This window comes from Flavobacterium ichthyis (assembly GCF_009915155.1).
Classification (GTDB): domain Bacteria; phylum Bacteroidota; class Bacteroidia; order Flavobacteriales; family Flavobacteriaceae; genus Flavobacterium; species Flavobacterium ichthyis.
This window is the reverse complement of sequence record NZ_JAABLM010000007.1, coordinates 74254-99030: the sequence shown is the minus strand read 5'-3', so window position 1 is coordinate 99030 and position 24777 is coordinate 74254. Positions and strand designations below refer to the sequence as shown.

The 24777-nt window shown below is 36.1% G+C and carries 19 protein-coding genes and 1 pseudogene; 14 read left to right on the top strand and 6 right to left on the bottom strand.

What is annotated here, in order from left to right; translation table 11 throughout:
- Nucleotides 1-84: 84 nt before the first annotated feature.
- The 8 genes and pseudogenes from serS to GV828_RS07155 all read left to right on the top strand — a co-directional run bounded on the left by serS (nt 85) and on the right by GV828_RS07155 (nt 8638).
- Nucleotides 85-1356: a serine--tRNA ligase gene (gene serS, locus GV828_RS07190; protein ID WP_166536808.1), complete on the top strand. Its 1272-nt coding sequence runs from the start codon at nt 85-87 to the stop codon at nt 1354-1356.
- 94 nt (nt 1357-1450) lie between these two features.
- The gene (locus GV828_RS07185; protein WP_166536807.1) at nt 1451-3229 is read left to right on the top strand and encodes a tetratricopeptide repeat protein; all 1779 of its coding nucleotides are present in this window, start codon (nt 1451-1453) and stop codon (nt 3227-3229) included.
- 90 nt (nt 3230-3319) lie between these two features.
- Nucleotides 3320-3640 (top strand): DUF4286 family protein, encoded by a 321-nt coding sequence (locus GV828_RS07180; protein WP_166536806.1) that lies wholly within the window; start codon nt 3320-3322, stop codon nt 3638-3640.
- Nucleotides 3641-3725: 85 nt separating this feature from the next.
- On the top strand, nt 3726-4505 hold the full coding sequence (gene rsmA, locus GV828_RS07175) for a 16S rRNA (adenine(1518)-N(6)/adenine(1519)-N(6))-dimethyltransferase RsmA (RefSeq protein WP_166536805.1): 780 nt from the start codon (nt 3726-3728) through the stop codon (nt 4503-4505).
- Entirely contained in the window at nt 4495-5847 is a 1353-nt protein-coding gene (gene mgtE, locus GV828_RS07170) for a magnesium transporter (RefSeq protein ID WP_166536804.1), read from the top strand. The genes rsmA and mgtE overlap by 11 nt, the downstream gene beginning before the upstream one ends.
- A 553-nt stretch (nt 5848-6400) precedes the next feature.
- A pseudogene (locus GV828_RS07165) lies at nt 6401-7381 on the top strand (2-hydroxyacid dehydrogenase); the annotation flags it as partial.
- Between the two features lie 446 nt (nt 7382-7827).
- On the top strand, nt 7828-8202 hold the full coding sequence (locus GV828_RS07160; protein ID WP_166536802.1) for a DUF4234 domain-containing protein: 375 nt from the start codon (nt 7828-7830) through the stop codon (nt 8200-8202).
- Entirely contained in the window at nt 8174-8638 is a 465-nt protein-coding gene (locus GV828_RS07155) for a DUF2752 domain-containing protein (RefSeq protein ID WP_317163814.1), read from the top strand. Before GV828_RS07160 ends, GV828_RS07155 begins: the two co-directional genes overlap by 29 nt.
- Nucleotides 8639-8685: 47 nt before the next feature.
- Here GV828_RS07155 and GV828_RS07150 read toward each other — a convergent pair whose 3' ends face one another.
- Nucleotides 8686-10491 carry a GNAT family N-acyltransferase gene (locus tag GV828_RS07150; protein ID WP_166536801.1) on the bottom strand — a complete coding sequence of 602 codons (1806 nt, stop codon included), beginning with the start codon at nt 10489-10491 and terminating at the stop codon, nt 8686-8688.
- Between the two features lie 150 nt (nt 10492-10641).
- Between GV828_RS07150 and GV828_RS07145 the strand changes: the two genes are divergently transcribed.
- A complete protein-coding gene (locus tag GV828_RS07145) occupies nt 10642-11403 on the top strand; it encodes an exodeoxyribonuclease III (protein WP_166536800.1) in 762 nt (253 codons plus the stop codon).
- A 186-nt stretch (nt 11404-11589) separates the two neighbouring features.
- Nucleotides 11590-12549 (top strand): OmpA/MotB family protein, encoded by a 960-nt coding sequence (locus GV828_RS07140; protein WP_166536799.1) that lies wholly within the window; start codon nt 11590-11592, stop codon nt 12547-12549.
- Between the two features lie 276 nt (nt 12550-12825).
- Here the strand turns inward: GV828_RS07140 and GV828_RS07135 are convergent, their stop codons facing one another.
- Together GV828_RS07135 and GV828_RS07130 are read right to left on the bottom strand one after the other, a co-directional pair.
- Nucleotides 12826-13932, bottom strand: a complete 1107-nt coding sequence (locus GV828_RS07135; RefSeq protein WP_166536798.1) for an AI-2E family transporter — start codon at nt 13930-13932, stop codon at nt 12826-12828.
- Between the two features lie 192 nt (nt 13933-14124).
- Entirely contained in the window at nt 14125-17265 is a 3141-nt protein-coding gene (locus GV828_RS07130) for a T9SS sorting signal type C domain-containing protein (RefSeq protein ID WP_166536797.1), read from the bottom strand.
- 280 nt (nt 17266-17545) lie between these two features.
- On the opposite strand from GV828_RS07130, the gene GV828_RS07125 reads away from it, so the two are divergent.
- Nucleotides 17546-17980: a DUF4440 domain-containing protein gene (locus GV828_RS07125; protein ID WP_166536796.1), complete on the top strand. Its 435-nt coding sequence runs from the start codon at nt 17546-17548 to the stop codon at nt 17978-17980.
- Here GV828_RS07125 and GV828_RS07120 read toward each other — a convergent pair whose 3' ends face one another.
- Genes GV828_RS07120 through panC form a run of 3 tightly spaced genes read right to left on the bottom strand, consistent with a single transcriptional unit; the run spans nt 17981 to nt 20176 of the window.
- Nucleotides 17981-18943, bottom strand: coding sequence for a lysylphosphatidylglycerol synthase transmembrane domain-containing protein (locus tag GV828_RS07120; RefSeq protein ID WP_166536795.1), 963 nt, complete (start codon nt 18941-18943; stop codon nt 17981-17983). It lies immediately after the preceding gene.
- Between the two features lie 13 nt (nt 18944-18956).
- Nucleotides 18957-19307, bottom strand: coding sequence for an aspartate 1-decarboxylase (gene panD, locus GV828_RS07115; RefSeq protein WP_166536794.1), 351 nt, complete (start codon nt 19305-19307; stop codon nt 18957-18959).
- 20 nt (nt 19308-19327) lie between these two features.
- Complete coding sequence (gene panC / locus GV828_RS07110) at nt 19328-20176, bottom strand: pantoate--beta-alanine ligase (protein WP_166536793.1); 849 nt, start codon at nt 20174-20176, stop codon at nt 19328-19330.
- 108 nt (nt 20177-20284) lie between these two features.
- Between panC and GV828_RS07105 the strand changes: the two genes are divergently transcribed.
- Genes GV828_RS07105 through glmS form a run of 3 tightly spaced genes read left to right on the top strand, consistent with a single transcriptional unit; the run spans nt 20285 to nt 24577 of the window.
- Nucleotides 20285-21091 (top strand): glycogen/starch synthase, encoded by an 807-nt coding sequence (locus tag GV828_RS07105; RefSeq protein ID WP_166536792.1) that lies wholly within the window; start codon nt 20285-20287, stop codon nt 21089-21091.
- A gap of 45 nt (nt 21092-21136) precedes the next feature.
- Complete coding sequence (locus GV828_RS07100) at nt 21137-22717, top strand: DUF4270 domain-containing protein (protein ID WP_208103153.1); 1581 nt, start codon at nt 21137-21139, stop codon at nt 22715-22717.
- A gap of 15 nt (nt 22718-22732) precedes the next feature.
- Nucleotides 22733-24577, top strand: coding sequence for a glutamine--fructose-6-phosphate transaminase (isomerizing) (gene glmS / locus GV828_RS07095; protein WP_166536790.1), 1845 nt, complete (start codon nt 22733-22735; stop codon nt 24575-24577).
- Nucleotides 24578-24777: the final 200 nt, after the last annotated feature.

Genomic DNA, 24777 nt, shown 5'->3' with positions numbered 1-24777 from the left:
AGGTTTCACGAGCGGTTAAATCTATTGGTAAAGTCTTAACATTTTTTGCTTAAATTTGCTTCCTTAAACTAAAAAAAAAGTTCAATGTTACAGATTGCTCACCTTAGAGAAAACCGCGAAAACGTGCTGAAAGCCTTGGCGAAAAGAAATATTGATGCCACGGAAATTGTTGATGCAGCTTTGAAACTCGACGAACAACGTCGTGCTACACAAGTTGAAATGGACAATGTTTTGTCGGAATCCAACAAGCTATCGAAAGACATTGGCGCGTTGATGAAATCGGGAGAAAAAGCAAAAGCAGAAATTTTGAAAACCAAAACGGTTTCACTTCGTGAACAAAGCAAAGAATTGTCAGAAAAACTTGAGGGTTTTACCCAAGAATTAAACGAACAATTATACTTGTTACCCAACACTCCAGCTGATTTGGTTCCGGAAGGAAAAACGCCGGAAGACAACGTGACGACTTTGCAAGAAGGCGACATTCCGCAATTACATGAAGGCGCTTTGCCACATTGGGATTTGGTGAAAAAATATGACATTATCGATTTTGAATTAGGAAATAAAATTACCGGAGCCGGATTTCCGGTTTACAAAGGAAAAGGGGCCAAATTACAACGTGCGTTGATTACTTACTTTTTGGATAAAAATACCGAAGCAGGTTATCAGGAATACCAAGTTCCGCATTTGGTTAATGAAGCGTCAGGCTACGGAACGGGACAATTGCCAGACAAAGAAGGACAAATGTACCATTCAACCGTTGACGATTTATATTTAATTCCAACGGCTGAGGTTCCAGTAACTAATTTATTTCGGGATGTGTTGTTAACCGAAAATCAATTGCCGATTTTAGCAACGGCTTACACGCCATGTTTTCGCAGAGAAGCGGGTTCTTACGGAAGTCACGTTCGTGGATTGAACCGTTTACACCAGTTTGACAAAGTAGAAATTGTGAGAATCGAACATCCTGAAAAATCTTACGAAGCTTTGGAAGGAATGGTAGAACACGTTCGAGGCATTTTAAAAGAACTGAAATTGCCGTATAGAATTTTAAGACTTTGCGGTGGCGACATGGGATTTGCATCCGCAATGACGTATGATTTTGAGGTGTTTTCAACTGCGCAAGACCGTTGGTTAGAAATTTCTTCGGTTTCTAATTTTGAAACTTTTCAAGCAAATCGTTTAAAATTACGTTTCAAAGACAAAGACGGAAAAAATCAATTGGCCCATACATTGAACGGCAGTTCATTAGCATTACCACGCGTTTTAGCCGGAATTATTGAAAATTATCAAACTCCTGAAGGCATCGTAATTCCAGATGTTTTGCGTCCATACACCGGATTTGATATCATCAATTAACGAACAATTAACCTTGGTTTTTTGCCACAGCAATGCACTGATGTAACTTTAAAAACGTTATCTTAGTGCGTTGCTTTTTTTACAAAAATTGAAAATGAAAAAAATTTTCCTATTATCGGCATTGCTGTTTTCATCGCTTGTTTTTGCGCAAAGCGATCAATTGGCGTTACAATATTTCGAAAAAGGCGAATTTGAAAAAGCGGCATTGACTTACCAGGAATTGTTGCAAAGCCAACCCGGAAATAGTTTTTATTTTCAAAAATTAGTCGAATCTAAACAGCAGTTACAGCAATTTGGCGAAGCCGAAAAAATGCTCGAAGAACGTTTTGCCAAATACAAACAACCCGGAATTTTGGTGGAATTGGGCTATAATTTTCAGTTGCAAAAAAATGAAGCCAAAGCCAATAAATATTACCAACAAGCCTTGCAAATTATTGCCGAAAATCCAAATCACGTGTATTCGGTAGCAACCACTTTTGAGAAAAAATCTTTGATTGATCAAGCCCTTGAAGCTTATATTTTGGCAAAAAAAACCAATGACAATTATAATTTTAATTTTCAAATGGCGGTTTTGTACGGTCAACAAGGCAAAACCGAATTGATGATTGAAACTTTTTTAGACGAAGCTTTTATTAATCAAATTAATACAGTCCTGATTCAGAATCAGTTAGGAAGATTTATGAACGATGATGCTTCGGAAAATTTTAATGCGATGTTGCGAAAATCGCTTTTGCTTCGGGCGCAAAAAACACAGGATTTGTATTGGAACGAGTTTTTGAGTTGGTTTTTTGTTCAACAAAAAGAATATGATAAAGCATTTATTCAAGAAAAAGCCATATACCGCCGCAACCCCGACTCTTTTTCACATATAGTCGGGCTTGCGCAAATAGCAGTTGATGAAAATGAAATCGAAACCGCAAATGAAATTTTTTCTTTTATCAAAGAAAATACACAAGACCGCGATTTGCAAATTTATGCCGATTTTAATCTGACGAAAGCGAAAGTCGATTTAGCTCAACCAAAAGATTTACCGACTTTAAAAGACGAAATAGATTTACTATTAAAAAAATATGGAACAAGTCCGTACACCTTGCAATTACAGTTGTTGCAGGCCAATTTTTATACTTTCAAATTAAAACTTCCGGAAGAAGGAAAAAATATTTTGAAGAAAACTTTGGAGCTTCCGCTGAATAAATACCAAGCGGCTGACGCCAAAATGGAATTGGCAGATATTTTATTATTTGAAGAAAAATTCAATCAAGCGTTGATTTATTATTCGCAAATAGAGGAAGATTTAAAAAACGATGAAATGGGTCACGAAGCGAGTTTGAAAGCGGCAAAAGCCTGTTATTTTAAAACAGATTTCGAATGGGCTTTAAAACAATTTAAGGAATTAAAATCGGCTTCAACGCAATTGATTGCCAACGATGCTTTGGAATTATTTTTATTGATAAACGATAATACCGTTGCCGATTCTACGCAAGTGGGTTTGAAAAAATTTGCCCGAGGCGATTATTTGTTGTATCAAAACCGCAACCGAGAAGCTTTGGAACAATTTCAAAACATTTTAAACGAATACAAAGGTCAGGAAATTGAAGATGAAACCTTGTTGAGAATTGGCACTATTCAAGAAAAATTAGGCGATTTTAATTTGGCTTTAAATCATTTTCAATCCATCATTGAGCATCACAAAGACGGCATTTATGTAGATGAAGCGCTTTATTTTTCTGCAAAAATTTACCAGGAAAAATTAAACGACCCCGAGAAAGCCAAGGCTTTGTATGAGCAGATTATTTTTAACCACCAAGACAGTATTTATTTTGTTTCGGCAAGAAAAAAATTCAGGCAGTTAAGAGGAGACGCGAATCTTTAGAGTGGAGAGTTTGGAGTAAAGGGTTTCAAAAATCCTAAATCTAAATTCTAAAATCTTAATTCATATATCAAAAATCCTAAATCAAAAACGATGATTATTTACAACGTAACTACAAATATTGACGAATCTGTTCACGATGAATGGCTTCATTGGATGCAACACGTTCACATTCCGGAAGTGTTGGCGACCGGGAAATTTACTAAAGCACATTTGGTAAAAGTTTTGGTGGAAGAAGAAATGGGAGGTAAAACGTATTCGGTTCAATTTCACACCGAAAGCCACGACATGTTGAAAAAATATTACAGCGAAGATGCACCAAAATTGCGTGAAGATGCCGTGAGAAAATTTGGTGTTAAAATGCTGACTTTCAGAACAGAATTAGAATTTATCAGCGAACACAAATCGATTTAATTAGATATTTAGATATTTAGATAATTAGAAAATGATTTTCGCAAAATCCTAAATCATATCTAAATTCACAAATCCTAAATCATAAATGGAAAAAGTAACGGCAAAAAAACACCTCGGGCAACATTTTTTAACCGATGAAAATATCGCAAAAAAAATTGCCGATACCTTGGGTTTCGAAAATTACAACAAAGTACTCGAGATTGGTCCGGGAATGGGAGTGCTTACCAAATATTTGCTCGAGAAAGATGCAGAAATTTTTGTGATAGAAATCGATACAGAATCCGTTGATTATCTCCACAAACATTACGATAAATTGCACGGTCACATCATTTCGAAAGACTTTTTGAAGTACAATATCAACGAGGTTTTCAACGGCGAAGCCTTTGCTATCATTGGAAATTTCCCGTACAATATTTCGTCGCAAATTGTTTTCAGAACCTTAGAAATGCGTCACCAAGTTCCGGAATTTTCAGGTATGTTTCAAAAAGAAGTGGCCGAAAGAATCTGCGAGAAAAAAGGCAGCAAAACTTACGGAATACTTTCGGTTTTGGTACAAGCTTTTTATGATGCCGAATATCTTTTTACCGTGCATGAAAATGTTTTTAATCCACCACCAAAAGTAAAATCGGGTGTTTTAAGGTTAAAGCGAAAAGAAAACTTCACTTTGCCTTGCAGCGAAAAATTATTTTTTACCGTTGTGAAAACCGCTTTCCAACAACGCCGAAAAACCCTTCGCAACAGCTTAAAATCTATGAACCTTTCGGAAAATTTGCGCGAAGACGCTATCTTTGCACTTCGTCCGGAACAATTGGATTACCAACAATTTATTGAACTTACCCAAAAAATAGAAGCCGATGCAGTTTAAAATCAGCAAGGAATTAATTCTAGAAATAGAAGCATTAATCGAAAGCAACAACCAGCACCAACTGGAATTGTTACTTCAAGACATGCACCATGCTGATATTGCCGAAATTTTGGACGAACTCGATTTCGACCAGGCAACCTATATTTTTAAAGTTCTCGATTCAGAAAAAACCGCCGAAATCCTCCTCGAACTTGAAGATGATTTGCGCGAAAATATTCTTTCGAGGCTTTCGCCAAAAGAAATCGCAGAAGAATTAGACGAGCTCGACACAGATGATGCTGCCGACATTATCGCCGAACTTTCTACCGAAATAAAAAACGAAGTAATTTCCGAGTTAGTCGATGTAGAACACGCCAAAGACATTGTAGATCTTCTGCGTTATGACGAAGATACCGCCGGAGGTCTCATGGGGAAAGAGTTAGTAAAAGTAAATGAAAACTGGAATGTGTTGACTTGCGTCAAAGAAATGCGGGTTCAAGCCGAAAATGTTTCCAGAGTACATTCCATTTACGTGATTGACGACGAAGGCAGACTCAAAGGCCGACTTTCGCTCAAAGATTTATTGACCACTTCCACTAAAACCCCAATTTCCGAAGTCTATATCCGTAAAGTAGATTACGTTTCGGTTGATACAGAAGATGTTGAAGTTGCCCGAATTATGCAAAAATACGACTTGGAAGCCATTCCCGTAGTGGACGAACTCGGTCGTTTGGTAGGAAGAATTACAATTGACGATATCGTAGATGTCATCAAAGAAGAAGCCGACAAAGATTACCAGTTAGCAGCCGGTATCTCGCAAGACGTTGAAGCCGATGACAGCATTATCGAACTTACAAAAGCACGACTTCCGTGGTTAGTTCTCGCACTTTTAGGCGGATTTATTTCCGTGCGATTGCTTGGCGCTTTCAGCGGTGCGATGGAAAACCACGGCGAATTATTTTTCTTTACGCCACTTATTGCCGCTATGGCAGGAAATGTTGGCGTACAATCATCCGCCATCGTCGTGCAAGGTTTGGCCAACCAAAGTATCAGCGGATCCCTCTGGAACCGACTCGTAAAAGAAGTTTTACTCAGTTTACTCAACGGCACTATGCTTGCCATAATCCTCATCGCCGGAAGCCATTTTCTACTTGGCGTAGGTTACAGTTTAGGCTTAACCGTCAGCATTTCCCTCATTTCCGTAATCATCATCGCGTCGCTAATTGGCACGTTCGTCCCGTTATTGCTCAACCGTTTTGGAATCGATCCCGCATTAGCAACCGGACCATTCATCACTACCAGCAACGACATTTGCGGAATTTTAATCTACTTTACCATCGCCAAACTCATCTTAGGTTTTTAAAATATTTTTTGGGCGTTCCTAAAAGTTGCATCAGCCGAAAGAGCAAAATTCTATTATAGAAATCCAACTTCAAACAATACATTTGGACCTGACATAATCGAAAATGAGATTACTCTTTAAACGGAAATTCATTTACAATTACTTGGGACGATTCTGACCCAGGAAACGAAACTGACACTTTTCAAATTTTAGTATTAACTTCAACTAAACTGAAAGTGAAAAGCACTAACAGTGAAGGAACATTTATCGAAAGTTATACTAAATAGAAACCCCTATACCGCGGATTTGCAATCCGTGCTAGCAAAATATCATCAATAAATTCTTTTTTGATTTACGAAATAAAAAACTTCAAAAGCCCAGATTTAGAAACAAAAAACTAATAACTTTCACCAGCTTTTAACAATTTTAACACAGTGGACTAAAACATAAAATATCCATAAGGAACAGTGGGAGAAGCTATAAGGGAAGTTAGGCGATAAGCCAAAAATAGGAACCCAAAAATTCCCTTTTTTATCGTTTCAGCAATTTGTTATCTTTACCAAAACAACTTGCCATGAACCCATCCGAAATAAAAATTCTCCATATCGATAGCAACCATCCCATTCTTTGGAGTCAGTTGCAGGAAGCCGGTTTTACCAATCACGAAGATTATCTTTCGTCTAAGGAAGAAATTGAGGAAAAAATCCAGGATTACCACGGAATTGTGATCAGAAGTCGGTTTAAAATTGATGAAAATTTTATTGACAAAGCCAGCAATTTAAAATTTATCGCACGGGTTGGTGCCGGACTCGAAAGCATTGATTGCGATTATGCTTCGACCAAAAATATTGCCTTGATTGCGGCTCCCGAAGGCAACAAAAATGCGGTTGGAGAACATACTTTAGGCATGATTTTGTCGCTTTTCAACAAGCTCAATCAAGCCGATCGTGAAATTCGTTCCGGACATTGGAACCGTGAAAAAAATCGCGGTCATGAGTTGGATGGCAAAACCGTGGGCATCATTGGTTACGGCAATATGGGTAAGGCTTTCGCCAAAAAATTGCGCGGTTTTGACTGCGAAGTGATTTGCTTCGACATTTTATCCAACATGACCAATAATGATGCAAAACAAGTTTCTGCCGAAGAATTTTTCGAAAAAGCCGATGTTGTGAGCCTTCATTTACCTTGGACACCTGAAACGGATAAGATGGTTAATGCGCAATTTATCCAAAAATTTAAAAAACCATTTTGGCTTATTAATACTTCGCGAGGTAAAAACGTGGTCACTTCAGATTTGGCGCAAGCCTTACAATCCGGGAAAATTTTGGGTGCGGCTTTGGATGTTTTGGAATACGAAAAATTATCGTTTGAATCATTGTTTGAATCCGAAACCATTCCCGAAGCTTTTCAATATTTGTTAAAAGCCGAAAACGTCATCCTTACACCACACATTGCAGGCTGGACGTTTGAAAGCCATGAAAAACTCGCGCAAACCATAGTGGATAAAGTCAAAGCGCTTTTCTTCGGCGAAAGCCAAAAACAAAAAGTTGAAAAACGCGTGACAGGAATTGGCGGTTTTTTCTTTAAAGCCGAAAATCCTTCGGAACTAAAAAATTGGTACCAAAAACATTTGGGTTTAAACACTGACGATTACGGATGTACTTTTTGGTGGAAAAATGACCAAGGCGAAAAATGTGCCACTCAATGGTCGCCTTTTAACAATGATACGACCTATTTTCAACCTTCGGAAAAGGCATTTATGCAAAATTTTAGAGTAGAAAATCTCGAAAAATTATTACTTCACTTGCAAGAAGAAGGCGTCACCATCATAGGCGAAATGCAGGTTTTTGATTATGGGAAATTCGCCGCCATCCTTGACTTAGAAGGAAATAAAATTGAACTTTGGGAACCAGTGGATAGAATTTTTTTGTAACAATGTAAAATAAAGTAGATAATCATAATTATTTTGTTAATTTTAGCGCAACCAAAAACATTTTATATATGGAAATTATTAACCAAGAAAACCCGAATGGAGTTCCAGAATTTAAAGTTGATCCCATTATCGTTTTACTTTTAGGAATAATTACGTGCGGTCTTTATTTAATTTATTGGAATATTAAAGTAGCACAAGTTGTTAATGCTGTGGCTAACAGAGAGGTGATTTCTCAACCAATAGCAATTTTCGCAGGATGTTGTTATCCTGTAAATCTTTATTTTTATTATTTAGTTGGAAAAGAAGGACTTCCTCACGTGTACAACCGTACAGGAGAAAGTCAAAAAGACCAGTCGGTACTCTTGTTAGTTCTAGGATTTTTTGTGCCAATGGTAGCTGCAATGATTGTTCAGGGTGATATTAATAAATTATACAACGATTAAAAATTATAGGTTAAAATTATACGGAATTGCAGGCGCGTTATTGACGCTTGTAATTCCGTTTTTTTTGATGTTAGGAAATCATGACCACCATTTAGAAACAGATCAATCCCTTTGTCCTTTCAAAATGCTCACGGGTTTTCCTTGCCCAGGTTGTGGTATTACCAAATCACTAGTGTATTTGTATCAAGGAGATTTGCAGAAAAGTTTCGACTACCATATTTTGGGGCCATTTGCTTTTTTGTTTTGCATTGTGGCGATTGTTGTGTTAACTGCTGAAATAATCAACAAAAAAGAATATTTTAACCGTCTTTTTTACAGCAAAAAGTTAGCGATCGTCTTGGGAACAGGTTTAATGATTTACCACAGTTTTAGATTGTTTTATTTTATCAAAAATCATTCCTTAGAAGAAATTTTGAAAGAATCCATTTGGAAATAAAAACCCAACAAAAAACCCAAGATTTCACATTCTTGGGTTTTATTTTTTTATATCTCGCCTTTTTTGGAAAGTTTCTTTTCGAGTTCGGCTTGAAGTTCTTCCATTACAGGTTTTACGGTACTTTCGGGCAAATCTGCAATCCTGATGTACATTAATCCGTCAACGGCATTGTTAAAAAGCGGATCTACGTTAAAGGCAATTACCTTGGCATTTTGCTTGATGTATTTTTTAATTAATACTGGTAAACGCAAACTTCCCGGTTCGATTTCATCGATGATTTTGTCAAATTTATTCAAATCCGCTTCGGCTTCATCAAAAATAAAATCTTTGTCGGCGTCTTTAAGTTTTACCTTAAATTCTTTTTTCGGATGTACGTATTGCGCCACATAAGGATCGTAATAATGCGACTTCATAAATTCGATCATCAGCGACTTAGAAAAATCCGAAAATTGGTTGCTGATACTCACGCCACCAATTAAATAGTGATGTTCCGGATATCGCAACGTAGTATGCACGATTCCTTTCCAAAGCAAGAAAAGTGGCATGGGTTTTTGCTGGTATTCTTTGGTGATAAACGCACGACCCATTTCGATGGATTTGCTCATCATGTCGTACAATTCTGGTTCAAAGCGAAATAACTCTTGCAAATAAAACCCGTCAATTCCGTATTTCGGATAAATTTCAGAACCTAACCCCATGCGATAAGCTCCTGCAATTTGCTTGTTTTCGTCGTCCCACAAAAACATGTGGTGGTAATATTTGTCAAATTTATCAAGGTCCAAAGACTCATTCGTCCCTTCGCCAACTTCACGAAACGTAATTTCGCGCAAGCGTCCCAATTCATGTAAAATATTCGGAATTTTCTCTGCTTCTGTAAAAAAGACTTCGTAGTTTTTACTTTGTAACATTCTGGCGGTTGTGTTGCGTAAAGCTTCAACTTCCTGAATAATTTGCTCGTGATTGGCTGGTGTAGCAATTCGTTTCGGGCTTTTTGGGATTTTTAAACTTGAAGTATCAATCAATCGGCTTTCTTTTTCAAATGGATTGGCCAACATGTAAGTTTTTCTTCGCAAAAAATCAGAATATTCGTCAATTTTCGAGTATTCATCTTGTTCTACAACCGAAATAGGTTTCCCAATACGAACTTTAATCACGCGATCCTTTTGTGTCAACAATTCCGAAGGTAATTTGGCCGTTCTCAAAGTGTCGTTTAATTTTGATAGAAAATAAAAAAGACGACTATTTTTGGCATGAAAATAAATAGGAACTACGGGAACATTTGCTTTTTTAATAATTTTTATTGCGCCTTCTTCCCAAGGTCTGTCCACCATTAATTTTCCATCTTTGTAAGTCGAAACTTCTCCGGCAGGAAACATTCCCAAAGGTTTCCCGTCGCTCAAATGGCGCAAAGTTTCCTTGATTCCCAACACGCTTGATTTGGCATCTTTGTGATTTTCAAACGGATTTACCGGCATAATGTACGGTTTCATCGGGTCAATTCTGTGCAACAAAAAATTGGCAATGATTTTAAAATTCGGTTCACGTTCGAGCATCAATTTTAAAAGTAGAATCCCATCAATTCCACCAAGAGGATGATTAGAAACCGTGATGTAAGCTCCGGTTTTTGGCAAACGTTTTAAATCTTCTTCAGGAATTTCAAACTTAATCTGAAATTCATCTAAAATAGCATTGAGAAATTCCACTTCGCTCAAGTGTTTATTTCTGTCGTAAATTTTATTTAAAGTGGAAATTTTAAGTATTTTCATCAGCAACCAGCCCGAAAAAGTACCTAAAAACCCGTATTTGTCAGTATTTATTGCCTTTGCAACTTCTTTGGCGGTAACTAAACCCATCAGCATTTTGTATTTGTGCAAGGAACAAAGATAGCAAAATTGCTTTATCAGTCTTGAAAATATTACAGACATCAACCTATTTTAATCAATAACTTTTTCGCAAAAAAATAATTACTTTTGAAAAAAATCAAAAAAGATAAACTACATTTCATGAAAATCATCTCCTATAATGTAAACGGAATCAGGGCTGCCATCACTAAAGGATTTCTCGATTGGCTCCAGCAAGCCAACCCCGATATTATTTGTTTGCAAGAAATAAAGGCCACTCCAGAGCAAATTCCGCTTGACTTGATTAAAGAAGCTGGATACCCTTACAATTATTGGTATCCCGCACAAAAAAAAGGCTACAGCGGTGTTGCCATTTTGTGTAAAACCGAACCCAAACAAATTGTTTTTGGCACCGGAATCGAGCACATGGATTTCGAAGGCAGAAACCTTCGCGTGGATTTTGAAGATTTTTCAGTGATGAGTTTGTACCTTCCTTCCGGCACAAATATTGCGCGATTAGACCACAAATTTAAGTTCATGGACGATTTTCATAATTATATTTCCGAACTCAAAAAAGAAATTCCAAACCTTCTAATTTGCGGCGATTACAATATTTGTCATCAAGCCATCGACATTCACGACCCAATTCGCAACGCAAAAGTTTCCGGTTTTTTGCCCGAAGAAAGAAGTTGGCTCGACATGTTCATCAACTCCGGATTTGTCGATACTTTCCGTCATTTCAACAAAGATCCGCACCATTACACGTGGTGGAGTTATCGTGCCAACGCTCGAAATAACAACAAAGGCTGGCGAATCGATTATATTTTGGCCACAAAAAATATGGAAAATCGCCTCACACGTTCTGTCATTTTATCCGATGCCAAACACTCGGATCATTGTCCGGTAATGGTCGAAATTCAATAAAATAAATTATTTTTGAAGCCAATCCCGCTTTTCGCTACAATCTTTTGGTCAAAAACGGGTTTTTGCAATTGCCGTAAAGGAGCTTCCTGCCGGTCGCTCTTTCCAGCAAGCAAAAACACCATTTTTTTACCAAAAGGATTACCGCTTCAATCGGGGCTAAACCATAAGAACAAAAATCAAAATAAAATGATCAAAAAAGTAACCCTTGCAGTTGTCGCATTAGCATTCATGACCTCTTGCGTATCTTCAAAAGTGTACAAAGACCTCGAAGGAAAATACACCAATCTTAAAAAAGAAAACCGAGCACTTGCCGATGAAAATCAGCAATTAGCAACGACCAAAAACCAGCTTGAAAATGAATCAGCCGATTTAAAATCGCAGTTGGCAAAACTAAAATCAGAACGAGATAATTTAGCAGCAGATTTAGCAGCTTCCAAATCAGGATTGGATAATTTGAAAGCTTCCTATGCCACTTTAGAAAAAAATAGTGGCGACGCTTTAAGTACCAACATGGGAAAAAACCGCGAATTGATTGCCCAGCTTGATGCCAAAGAAAAAGCACTTGCCGCTGAACAAGAGCGTTTAAACCGTTTGCAATCTGAATTAAGAGATCGTTCTGCAAGAGTGGACGAATTGGAAAGTATGATTGCCGCACAAGAAGCCAGCATGAAACGTTTGAAAGAAACCCTTTCGAATGCCTTGAACAGCTTTGAAGGCAAAGGTTTGACCGTAGAACAAAAAAACGGAAAAGTGTATGTTTCTATGGAAAATAAATTGCTGTTTGGTTCCGGAAGTTGGTCAGTGGGAACCGAAGGACGTCGTGCCGTTAACGAGGTAGGAAAAGTTTTGGCGCAAAATCCGGACATTTCAGTTTTAATTGAAGGTCATACAGATAATGTTCCGTATAATGGTTCCGGGCAAATTGTGGACAACTGGGATCTTTCCACTAAAAGAGCAACTGCAATCGTTAATATTTTGGCGGAAAATAAAGGCATCGACAAGAAAAACCTTACCGCGGCAGGACGTGGCGAATTTGCACCGTTACAACCCAATTCTTCCGCTGAAGCTAAAGCTAAAAATCGTAGAATCGAGATAATTTTGACACCAAAGTTGGAAGAAATTTCGAGAATGTTGAATGAGATTTAGAAAAAAAATAAGAATTTAAATGTTCCAACCTAACAAGTTTCCAAAACCTGTTAGGTTTTTTTGTGTTTCTCTCTTTTAACACGATTTCACAAATTTTTTGGGACTAATTATTCAGGGAAAATTCAAATTTTCATCTGAGATGAAACAACCGTTTTTTAATAAAAAAATTTGGAGAATTCCTGAAGAGAATACTTTTCAAATCATGGAATTTTCAAATCATGGAATTTTCAAATCATGGAATTTTCAAATCATGGAATTTTCAAATTTTCTCATTACCTAGTTATCTTCCGCTTGGTTGGATTTCAGGGGCTTTTTATTTTGAAACCATTGTGTCCGCTCTTCGCCAAACAAGTAGGCATAAGGTTCGGTGTCAGGACTTAGCTCAAATAATTTTTTCAAAATAGCAATCGTTGGAATAATCAAAATCATACCAACAATTCCCCAAATGGCACCACCAATAAGCAATCCTACGAATGTTATAAATGCGTTGAGGTTTACATTGGCTCCGGTTATTTTTGGGGTAAGATAACTTCCTTCAATCAATTGTACAATTGTAAATGATACTGCAACAGCTACCGGATAAAAAAGGCTGTCTTTTGTAAGTAGTGCATAAGCTACCGGAAAAATGGCTCCCAAAAGTGGACCTAAATATGGTATAATATTAAGAAATCCAGCAATCAATCCAAAAAAAATAGCGTGTTTAATCCCAAGGGTAAATAATACTAAAGTAAGCACAATCCCTAGAATAATCATTACTTTCCCAGCACCAACGATGTAGTTATGAACAATCTTTCGGATGGAAACAATATGTGCCAAAAGTACCCTATTTCGCTCGTTGGCAAATACCTTAGTTACAAAAACTGCAAAATGATCACGGTATAAAAGCATAAAAAAGATAAAAACGGGTAGTAATATAACATCAGATAATGTTCCAACAGTTCTAAATAATAAATCAGAAATAGACATATCGCCGGATTCTATCATTTCAATAATTTTTTCCATTTTAAATCCATTGCCCATGCCAAGGTCTTTGCCTAAAGTGTTTTTTACCCAATTATTTATATTAATGGCAAATTGATTAACATTATCCACCATGTTCGCTTCAATATCATCAGAAAAGCTGCGCAATTGCGAAAAAACAAAATAAAGAAACCCTAAAAAGAAAGAAGATATTAATAATAGCGCAATAAATGCACTTAATGACCTTGGAATTTTCCAACGTTCGAGGCGGTTACAAAAACCAGTCATCAACATAGCAATATAACCCGAAACCATTAATGGAACGAGAATCGTTTTGCCCATAATCATAAAAAAAATAATGATGATAATGAGCAATGAGATGAATACGGCTTTGATATAACCCGGGATTTTTAGTGTAGTCATTTTGGCAAATTGTGAATGTTACGTGTAGGTCTATTTAAAATTAGTAATAAAATTTGCCAAATTATCTAAAGGAAATATTAAATTCAATCGAAACTTTATCTATGCAATAATTATTGTAAAAAAAAAATCCCGAAGCGAACTTCAGGATTAATTAACAACTTAACTATTTATTTCAAAACAATTTTCAAATAATTATTGTAACAATACTTTTTTAGATATTTTTTGTCCTTCTTCTAAAATTATGGTTACCAGAACTACTTGGTTTTTAGCATTTAAACCAGTTGTAATGTAGCTTGTTTGGTTCACGTTAGTAGCATTTGCCAAAGATTTTCCTAACAAATCAAAGACCTGAACAGACTTGATGTTCAACTGATTTGTTTTTACACCAATTTGCGATCCTGAGTTATAAACCACTACATCGTTCGGCTGGATTGACGGAAGGTCAACTCCTAAAGATGCGTTTCTGTATCGGATTTCAAAACGGTTGTTGTGTGTTCCTGAAGTAGTTGTAAAAGTATATCTTCCTTCTTTTAAATTATGGTAAGTTTGGCTGTTTTTGTCAAATAAAAACACATCTTGACCAGCAAACAATCCATCGAAACTTTCCAATCCAATGCTAAATTCTCCCGCAGCAGAAGTATAACCAATTGGTACAATATCTTCATTAGAAAAAGGTAAAGCACGACCTTGTATTACCAAATTTTGGTTGTTTAACAAACTGTAAATTGCAGTTCCGGAAGCGTAAGTTTCGCCATCAAAAGCTTCATCAGTATCGTTTGTAGCACCTTCAACATAACCTACCAACATTTCGTTATAAGCTCCAGCGGCATTTTTTAGGTTTACCCAAATTCTGTGTTTTTCAACTGCAGTAGAATCGTTTTGCGTGGTATTTCCGGTTCTATAGAAGTTTCCGTTGGAATTTGCCGTTTTCACGCGCATTGAATTATTAAATGTCAAGGTTCCGTTTATTTTGGTATCTACGAAAAAGCTTTGTCCTGCTGCAATATTTCCGGTTGGCTTAGTACCGCTGCAAGTGCTACAGTTGGTTACATCACCGTTAGAAGTAGAACCTGTTGCGTTATATGAAATATAGTTAGAAGCGCTATATTGGTATGTTCCGTTAGCATCTGCTGTACTACTTACCGGAGTGGCATGCGTCCAAAAATAAAATGTTCCTTTGATTACATTTTTATTGGCTTCGTAAAACAAATCAGCACTTAGAGCAGAAGGATAAGGGTTTCCAACCAAATTTGACTTGTCGCTTGGAGAAACTGTAACCGCTAAGGTTTTTACTCCATTGTTTGGTGCACCGATAAATTTTGTTTCAAAAACCGCCGAAACCGTTGTTGAAAAGGATTGAGGAGCTCTCACAATATAACCTTTTCCTGTAATCATTTCCTGATTTCCGTCTAAATGCGTCACCCATCCATTTGCTGTAGGGTTGTAGCTATAAAACTTATCGCGCAAAGTATTTGGCGAAAGTTGGTTTAATTTCCAATCTGCTGCAGCAACTGGCGAAGACCAATATGTAAAATCGAAACGGGTAATTGGAGTCGTATTTCGTTTAAAGATTATTTTCCCAGAATTTGTTGCATTGTCATTAATTTGTACCAAACTTGCATTGTTTTCAACCACAAATGTTGATGATGGATTTACGTTTAATCCTTCTCTAATAGTTACGGTTTTTCCAGCAGCAATTTTTACCTCACCCGAATTAATTTTGCAAGAACAAATCTCAATATTATCTGCAAAAGTGTAAGGTCCATTAATTACTACAGCGGCGTTTTCCGGACTAATATTCCAAGCAGAATTACTGTAAACTGCTTCAACCGGTACAAAGCGAATCCCTGTGTGGGCCACACCACCTTGTTCGGCAGTGATAATTTCAACTGTGGCATTTTCATTGAGCGCAAATGTACCAATAACAATATTTGCATTAGGTCCAGGATTATAAGTCAAGGCTTCATAAACCTGATTGTTATTTACTTTAATTCGCAATTGGTCGTCCCATTTATCAGCAATAATTTGATATTTTCCGCACGGGAAACCTTTACGTTTGTGAATAGTTACAAAATTGTCTCTTGCAACATCACAACCTTGCCACGTATATGCACTTGATGGAGATAAATCTCTATTCCAAGCAGTTTCGGTATCTACATTTAAAGCGGTTTGCGTATAATAACCTCTGTAGTTTTGGATAGCATCTAAGGTTGAATTATTAAAAGCATAAACGTTCCAAGTATTATTTCCAAAAACAGTTGAATTTCCTGGTGCGTTACAATAATTGTGAGAAAAACTTACTCTCGAAGATCCAGCTTTTTCATAATATTCTAATACAAAATCGTGGTTTCCTGCTGTCAAAGTTCTGTCAACAGAAGTTTCTACATAGCCTTGATCTTGCCATCTGTCAATAACAGTTACACCATCAATTTTTAAGCGGTAACCATCATCACCACCCACGTTAAATTTGTAAGTTCCGGCCAATTCGAAATTTTTTCTCATTTTATATACCGTCATAAAACGATCTACTGGAGCCGAACACAATTGCGTTGTTGCACCTGAAACGGCACCTTCTCCAACATTTCTGTCGAAAATTTCTGGCTCAGTTACATAACCTAAATAATTTGTAATTGCTGGGGTGTTACCTGTATAAGAATATACTTTCCCAACCCAAGTATTGTTTCCAAAATCAGGTGAAGGATTGATTGGGGTACATGCTGTAGCCGTGGTTCCAGTAATTACTGGGCCAACCGAATAATTTGTTGCAGGGCTGCTATCATTGTAACCATGTTCTAAACGAAAAGTTCCTCCATTCCAATGAATATTGGAATTATTGAAAGCGTAAATTCTTATATATAAATTTTCATTTGATCCCAACGCAATTCCAGTAAGCGACTGATTGAAAGTGGTCAATATTTCATTTCCAGGAATACTGTTAGTAGATAACAAAGTTCCATTCGATGGGAAACTGCTATTTTTTGAATATCGAATTTCAAAATTTCTAGGACCTCCATCTCCCACAATGTAACGGAATTGTAAATTTGTCAAATTTGCCGAAAAATTTGCCTTAGTTTTAATGTGTAATTGGATATACTTAGTGTAATCTGGAGTTGTACTTGGAGTCCAATTAGAGGTTAGAAAACAGTTTGGATTTCCCCAGTTAGTTGTACTAAAGCTAATATTGTTTCCTCCAATGTTAGAAGCTTCAATTGCATTTGAAGAAATGAAAGGTGCCGGTTGAAGATTGGCTCCATTCCATCTTACCAACTCAGTTTGAGCAAAAGTTGAAACAGCAGTAAAAATTAAAAATAGTAGTGGTAGTACTTTTTTCATAAGGTTAAGTATTTTAGTTCTTGGGTGGTGCAAATGTAAAGGGGTGATTTTGTTATGAATGCATAATAAAAAGGGTTTTTTTCAGGTTTTCGATAAGGTGTAAAATAAGCTCGGTAAACTGCACTTTTTAACGAAAACGTTTTCGTTGTAAATATGTTTTCATAATTAAAATATATGTTTTTTAGCGTTTGTTTGTGATAATTACGCTTAAAATTCAATAAATCACCTCAAAATTTGATAAATTTATCTTTGGTTAGCGGGCAAATAGTATTTTTGCAAAATGAAATTGAAAATTTTACTTACCATTTTATATTTGCTGCCAGGCAAAATTTTGGCTCAAAATGTGTCAATTCCCGAAAAGTTAAAAGAAAACATAGCTTTTCTCGACAGCACGATGCAAGTCAACAGTTGGGAAATTGTGGAGGTGCTAACCAAAGACGTTTCGTTCAGCCATTCGAATGGTTGGGTTCAAAATTTAGAGGATTTTGAAAAAGATTTTAAAAGCAAAAAAGTGTCTTATGACAAAATTGAACAACTTAATATTACGGAAGTAAAGGAATACCGAAACTTTTTTGTCATTAGAAGGCAGATAGAAGTTTCGGGAAAATACAAAGTTTATGATTTTTCGATGACACTTGCGTTGCTCGAACTTTGGAAAAAACAAAAAGGCACTTGGAAATTATGGGTTCGTCAAGCTACGGAACTTAAAAAATAGTTATCGTTTGCGATTTAAAATTGGCAAAAGTAAAAATGAAATGCCACCTAAGACAATGATCTGCAAGGTTTGAGAAGCCCAAACGATCCAGCCAAAAGCAGTTCCAGCTTCTTTAGAAATCCCGAAAAGCATTAAAATTCCGGCAATAGCCAAAGGAAAAGCACCGAAGCCTCCATTTGTAAATGAAATGGCCAAACTTCCAATAACAAATGCAGTAACCACCACATTAAAACTAATGCCCGATGTTTCATCTAAGGCAAAAACCGCCACATAAAAGGTGAGGAGGTAAGCCACCCAAATTACTGCTGTATAGAAAATAAAAGGCCACTTTTTTTCCATGCGCCAAATGCTCAAGACGCCTTCTACCAATCCGGAAATTTTAATTTTTATTTGCTGGATCCATCTTGATTTCGAATAAATAAATAACCATATCGCAAATGCAAATAGCGCAAATGCAACTGCTCCGTATATCATTAATTTTCCAAATGGAATTGTGTCAAATAGAAATTGTTTTAGCACATTAAATTGAAGCAAAACTGCTGTGGCAATGAAAGCCAATAGAATTAAAAAATCCAAAACTCTTTCGGCAATTATACTTCCCAAAGCCTTGTCGAATGGGATGTTGTTGTATTTTTTAATCACTAAAGCGCGAGACACTTCGCCAGAACGTGGAATTGTCATATTCATAAAGTAGGCAATCCAAACGGCCATAAAATTATTTTTAAATGGCGAAAAATATCCTAAATGTTCTAAAGTATATTTCCATCGGTAAGCTCGTGCGGTGTGGCTTATAAACCCAAATACTAATGCTAACCCAATGTATGAATAATGAGCGTTTTGAAAATATCCTTTCATTTCCTCTATTTGCTCAGGACTGAAAGAGTTGTAGGCATAATATGTTAAAAAAACTCCCAATAAAATTGGGAGTAAAATGGATAGACTTTTGGTGATTTTTTTCTTCAATGTTCTTGAAATTTTAGGTCAGGCTATTGTCTTTTTCGTTCGGAAAAATTAACGTTGGTTTAAAGGTTTTTGCGGCTTCGAAATCTAAAATTCCGTAAGAAATAATAATAATAATGTCGCCCTTTTGAACCAACCTTGCCGCAGGACCGTTTAATGTAATTTCGCCACTATTGCGGTTTCCTTTAATGGCATAGGTTTCTAAACGAGCACCATTATTGATGTTCACAATCGAAACTTTTTCGCCTTCCACAATATTAGCAGCTTCCATCAAAGCCTCGTCAATAGTGATGCTGCCAATGTAATTTAAATCTGCTCCAGTTACCGAAACACGGTGAATCTTGGATTTTACAACTTGAATTTGCATGGGGCAAAGGTACACATTTTTTAATTTAATGAAACAGTATCAATCAGTCTTACATTTCCCGCAAAAACAGCAATAAAAGCGCGGTATTTTTTGTGAGGTTCAAAAGTATTTGCCGGAACTAAAGTTGCTTCGTCTGCAATTTCAAAATATTCAAGCTTAAAAAAATCATTGCCTTCGAAAACACTTTTTACGTAAGCAGAAATTTCTAACGCATTATTTGTGCCAAATTTTTCTTGAACTGTTTGAAGTGTTTTGTAAATTATTTTGGCTTCGGCACGTTCAGTTTTACTCAGGCGTTCATTTCGGGAACTCATGGCCAAACCATTTTTTTCTCTAAAAATAGGTCTTCCGATAATTGTTACATCAAGATTTTCCTTTTCGACCATTTTTTTTACGATTTGCAATTGCTGAAAATCTTTTTCTCCAAAATAAGCGTTTTTAGGTTGCACGATTTCAAATAATTTTTTGACAATTGTTCCCACGCCATCAAAATGTCCGGGACGGTGTTTACCCTCCATTTGGTTTTCCAGTCCATCATAATCAAATTTTAATGATACGGCTTTGTTACCATAAATATCATCGACAGACGGTGCAAAAATAATTATGTCTTTACTTAAAGATTCAATTTTTTCGGTATCTCTTTCGATGGTTCGTGGATATTTCGCTAAATCTTCAGCATTATTAAATTGTGTAGGGTTTACAAAAATACTCACAACCGTAATTGCGTTTTCGCTAATTGATTTTTCAACAAGTGAAAGATGTCCATCGTGAAGCGCTCCCATCGTTGGCACAAAACCAATCGATTTTTTTGCTTTTAAAAAAGGCTTTAAATGTTGCTTAAGCGCTTTCTGATTTCTGAAAATATACATTACAGAGGGATTTAATTATGCACAAACTTACTGCTTTTGTTAATAACTCCATAAAATTTTGTAATTTTGCATGTTTTTATAAGCTAATAAACAAAAGTTCAAAACAATATGGAGGATAAGAGGATATTATACGTATCATCTGAGGTAGTGCCTTATTTGGCTGAAAATGAAGTATCTGTGATGTCTTATGATGTGCCGAAAATGATAAATGATCAAGGCGGGCAAATTAGAATATTTATGCCGAGATACGGAAATATTAACGAAAGGCGTCATCAGCTACACGAAGTAATCCGATTGTCTGGAATGAATTTGGTAGTAAACGATATAGACGTGCCGCTAATCATAAAAGTTGCTTCGATTCCTAAAGAGCGAATTCAAGTTTATTTTATTGATAATGACGAATATTTTAAACGAAAAGCTACATTTACTGATGAAGAGGGGCAAATGTATCCAGATAATGACGAACGTGCCATTTTCTTTGCTAAAGGAGTAGTAGAAACTGTAAAAAAACTCAATTGGGTTCCTGATATTATTCATGTTCACGGCTGGATGGCTTCGCTTTTGCCGGTTTACATGAAACATTATTATAAAGACGAAGCTTTGTTTTCTGAAACAAAAATTGTGACCTCAATTTATACTCAAAGTTTCGAAGGAAATTTAAGTTCTCAAATGATTAATAAGGTAGCGTTTGATGAGATTCCTAATCAGGACATTCAATTTCTTTCAGAACCTAACTATGAGAATATCATGAAAACAGCTATTACACATTCTGATGGTGTGATTATCGCCTCTGAAGGCGTCTCTTTAGATTTAACAAAATATATAGAATCATCAGGAAAACCTTTTTTACCTTTCGTCGCCAAAAATGAGTTTGCCGAAGCGTACACTAATTTTTACAAAAACGAAATTTTATAAAAAGGAAATTTAATAACGAATATGATTAAAAATGCAATAGGGAAGTTGTTTACAATTCTAGGTATTACTACCTTAATTGTTTCCTGCGATAAAGATTTTAATGCCATCGGAACTGATATTGTGGGTGATGAGCATTTTGGAACTGAACGCGATATTTCTTCCACCATCACTATTTTTAACCAAAAAACCGGAGGGGTTGAAACTACTAATTTACCAATTAATCCATTAGGAATTTACGACAGTCCCGTTTTTGGAAAAACAACAGCTAACTTTGTAACACAATTAGAGTTACAAACGTTTAATCCTACATTTAGAGAAGTTACGCTTGCAAGAATCAAATCTGTTATTCTTTATGTACCTTATTTTAGTACTGTAAAAAGTTCTTCGGAAGGAACGACTATTTATGAACTAGACTCAATTTTTGGAAATCAAACAACCAAAATGCGTTTGAACGTTTATGAAAATGGTTACTATATGCGTGATTTTGATCCAAATACTAATTTCGCTGCGCAAAAATTTTACAGTAACCAAGACGCACTTTTTAATAATGCAAAAATCGGATCGCGCCTGAACGATGCTTCCGATGCAAAAGAAAACGAAGAATTTATTTTTGATAAAACCGAAATCACAATTCCTGGCGAAACGGAAGAAGATGACGATGCCAAGTTGGCTCCGGGAATGAGATTAAACTTGAATAAGCAGTTTTTTTTCAACAAAATTTTTGCCAATAGCGGCTCAAATTTAGCGAACAATAACGTTTTTAAAAATTATTTCAGAGGATTATATTTCCGAATGGAAGAAACGTCAGGAGCTGGAGCCCTTAAAATGCTCGACTTCACCAAAGGAACGATTACAATTACTTATGAAGATAAAAAAGTAACAGTAGTAGATGGCGTAGAAACTGACGCAGGTACTGAAGAAAAAACTCTAATTTTAAAATTTGGTGGAAAATCAGCAAGTTTGCTAAACCAAACTTCAAACGGAACCAGTAGTGCATATGAAACAATAGTTGGAAATATAGGAACTGGCGACCAAAAAGTATATATCAAAGGAGGCGACGGTTCGATAGGATTAATTGATTTATTCGGAGGAGGAAACTCTGGAGAATTAGAAGCAATTAGACAAGTGGCTAATCAAGAAAACTGGTTGATTAATGAAGCGAATTTAGTATTTTATGTGGACCAAACTGCAACCGCTAATTTGGCAGAACCCAACAGGCTTTACCTATATGACGCTAGAAATAATCGACCGCTTATTGATTATACCTTTGATACATCAACATTAGCAGGAAATTCTAAATTTAATAAATTCGTTTATGGCGGAATTGGTGAAAAATCAACGAATGCCGAAAATTCTAAAATTGCCCGATATAAATTTAGAATTACAGAACATATAAAGAATGTACTATTCAAAGACTCCACTAACGTTCGACTAGGGCTTTCGGTTACCGAAAATGTTAATAACATTGCTGGTGCCGCATTGGCATCCCCGTCACCTAATTTTAAAGGAGTCCCTACATTTTCTGTAATTAACCCACTCGGAACCGTTGTTTTTGGAAATGTTCCAGTTTCTTCTCAAGAAGACAAAAAATTACAACTCGAAATTTATTATACAAAGCCTAATTAATTCATTTTTTAAACTATGTGTGGAATTGTTGGATACATTGGTCATAGAGAAGCTTTCCCTATAATCATTAAAGGACTAAAAAGATTGGAATACCGTGGATACGATAGTGCCGGTATTATGTTGTTTGATGGCGAAAAAATGAAAATTGCCAAAACGAAAGGAAAAGTTTCTGACCTTGAACAAAAAGCTAGCGAAATTTCTACCGACGGACACATTGGAATCGGACATACAAGATGGGCAACTCACGGAGTTCCTAATGATGTAAACTCGCATCCTCACCTTTCAAATTCAGGAGAATTGGCTATCATCCATAACGGAATCATAGAAAATTATGAACCGTTAAAACAAGAATTGATGAAGCGAGGATATAAATTTACTTCGGATACTGATACAGAAGTACTCGTAAATTTAATTGAAGATGTACAGAAAAAAGACAAACTAAAACTCGGTAAAGCTGTTCAAATTGCTTTAAACCAAGTAGTTGGAGCTTATGCGATTGCTGTTTTTGATACTAAAAAACCAGACGAAATTGTCGCGGCAAGATTGGGAAGTCCTTTGGCAATAGGTATTGGAGAAGATGAATATTTTGTAGCCTCTGATGCATCACCATTTATTGAATACACTTCTAATGCAATATATTTAGAAGATGAAGAAATGGCTATCATCAGAAAAAATAAATCAATCAAGGTTCGTAAAATTAAAGACGATTCACTTGTAGATCACTATGTTCAGGAGTTGCAAATGAATTTGGAACAAATTGAAAAAGGTGGCTATGATCACTTTATGTTGAAAGAAATTTACGAGCAACCTAGTGTTATTAAAGATACTTATCGCGGAAGACTTTTGGCAAACAAAGGTATTATTCAAATGGCGGGAATTGAGGATAACCTCGAAAAATTCTTGAATGCCGAAAGAATTATCATCGTGGCTTGCGGAACTTCGTGGCATGCCGGATTAGTTGCCGAATATATTTTTGAAGAATTCGCCAGAATTCCTGTAGAAGTAGAATATGCTTCAGAGTTTAGATACAGAAACCCAATCATTGGTCCGAAAGATGTGGTAATTGCTATTTCTCAATCTGGTGAAACGGCTGATACATTAGCAGCAATTAAATTAGCCAAAGAAAGAGGTGCATTTGTTTTTGGCGTTTGTAACGTAGTAGGTTCATCAATTTCTCGTGAAACGCATGCTGGAGCATACACCCATGCAGGACCAGAAATTGGAGTGGCTTCGACAAAAGCATTTACCACTCAAATCACAATTTTGACATTGATTTCATTGCGTTTGGCGAAAGCAAAAGGAACCTTGTCTAACTCAGATTTCCACAGATACTTACAAGAATTAGAGGTAATTCCCGAAAAAGTTGCAGAAGCTTTAGAAACTAATGAGATTGCCAAAGAAGTTGCGGCAATTTATAAAGACGCTCCAAACTGCCTTTATTTAGGAAGAGGATATAATTTTCCAGTAGCTTTAGAAGGAGCTTTAAAATTAAAAGAAATTTCTTATATCCACGCTGAAGGTTATCCCGCTGCGGAAATGAAACACGGTCCAATTGCGTTGATTGATGAAAAAATGCCTGTAATTGTAATTGCTCCAAAACAAGGACATTATGATAAAGTAGTAAGTAACATTCAAGAAATTAAATCAAGAAGCGGAAAAATTATCGCCATTGTTACTAAAGGTGATATTCAAGTAAAGGAATTAGCAGATCACGTAATTGAGATTCCTGATACAATCGAAGCTTTAACCCCGCTATTAACTACAATTCCGTTACAATTGCTGTCTTACCACATTGCTGTAATGAGGGATTGTAACGTAGATCAACCTCGAAACTTGGCAAAATCAGTTACGGTTGAGTAAAGTTTAGAAATAACAATTATTTAAAGCAGGCTAAACCCCTGCTTTTTTTATGTCTAAATTTTTGTAGTAATAATTTCAAAATATGAGAATTAGGTAAATATTAACTTTATTTAATAAAAATTGAGAAAAAAATTCCCACGTTTTTTATTAATCTCAAAATAATTTGTATTTTGGCTTTACAAACTAACAAAATCAGACCC

Coding starts and splice junctions, on each gene's coding strand:
- serS (WP_166536808.1), top strand. CDS start 85: ATGTTACAGATTGCTCACCTTAGAGAAAACCGCGAAAACGTGCTGAAA.
- GV828_RS07185 (WP_166536807.1), top strand. CDS start 1,451: ATGAAAAAAATTTTCCTATTATCGGCATTGCTGTTTTCATCGCTTGTT.
- GV828_RS07180 (WP_166536806.1), top strand. CDS start 3,320: ATGATTATTTACAACGTAACTACAAATATTGACGAATCTGTTCACGAT.
- rsmA (WP_166536805.1), top strand. CDS start 3,726: ATGGAAAAAGTAACGGCAAAAAAACACCTCGGGCAACATTTTTTAACC.
- mgtE (WP_166536804.1), top strand. CDS start 4,495: ATGCAGTTTAAAATCAGCAAGGAATTAATTCTAGAAATAGAAGCATTA.
- GV828_RS07160 (WP_166536802.1), top strand. CDS start 7,828: ATGGAAATTATTAACCAAGAAAACCCGAATGGAGTTCCAGAATTTAAA.
- GV828_RS07150 (WP_166536801.1), bottom strand. CDS start 10,491: ATGGGTTTAGTTACCGCCAAAGAAGTTGCAAAGGCAATAAATACTGAC.
- GV828_RS07145 (WP_166536800.1), top strand. CDS start 10,642: ATGAAAATCATCTCCTATAATGTAAACGGAATCAGGGCTGCCATCACT.
- GV828_RS07140 (WP_166536799.1), top strand. CDS start 11,590: ATGATCAAAAAAGTAACCCTTGCAGTTGTCGCATTAGCATTCATGACC.
- GV828_RS07135 (WP_166536798.1), bottom strand. CDS start 13,932: ATGACTACACTAAAAATCCCGGGTTATATCAAAGCCGTATTCATCTCA.
- GV828_RS07130 (WP_166536797.1), bottom strand. CDS start 17,265: ATGAAAAAAGTACTACCACTACTATTTTTAATTTTTACTGCTGTTTCA.
- GV828_RS07125 (WP_166536796.1), top strand. CDS start 17,546: ATGAAATTGAAAATTTTACTTACCATTTTATATTTGCTGCCAGGCAAA.
- panD (WP_166536794.1), bottom strand. CDS start 19,307: ATGCAAATTCAAGTTGTAAAATCCAAGATTCACCGTGTTTCGGTAACT.
- panC (WP_166536793.1), bottom strand. CDS start 20,176: ATGTATATTTTCAGAAATCAGAAAGCGCTTAAGCAACATTTAAAGCCT.
- GV828_RS07105 (WP_166536792.1), top strand. CDS start 20,285: ATGGAGGATAAGAGGATATTATACGTATCATCTGAGGTAGTGCCTTAT.
- glmS (WP_166536790.1), top strand. CDS start 22,733: ATGTGTGGAATTGTTGGATACATTGGTCATAGAGAAGCTTTCCCTATA.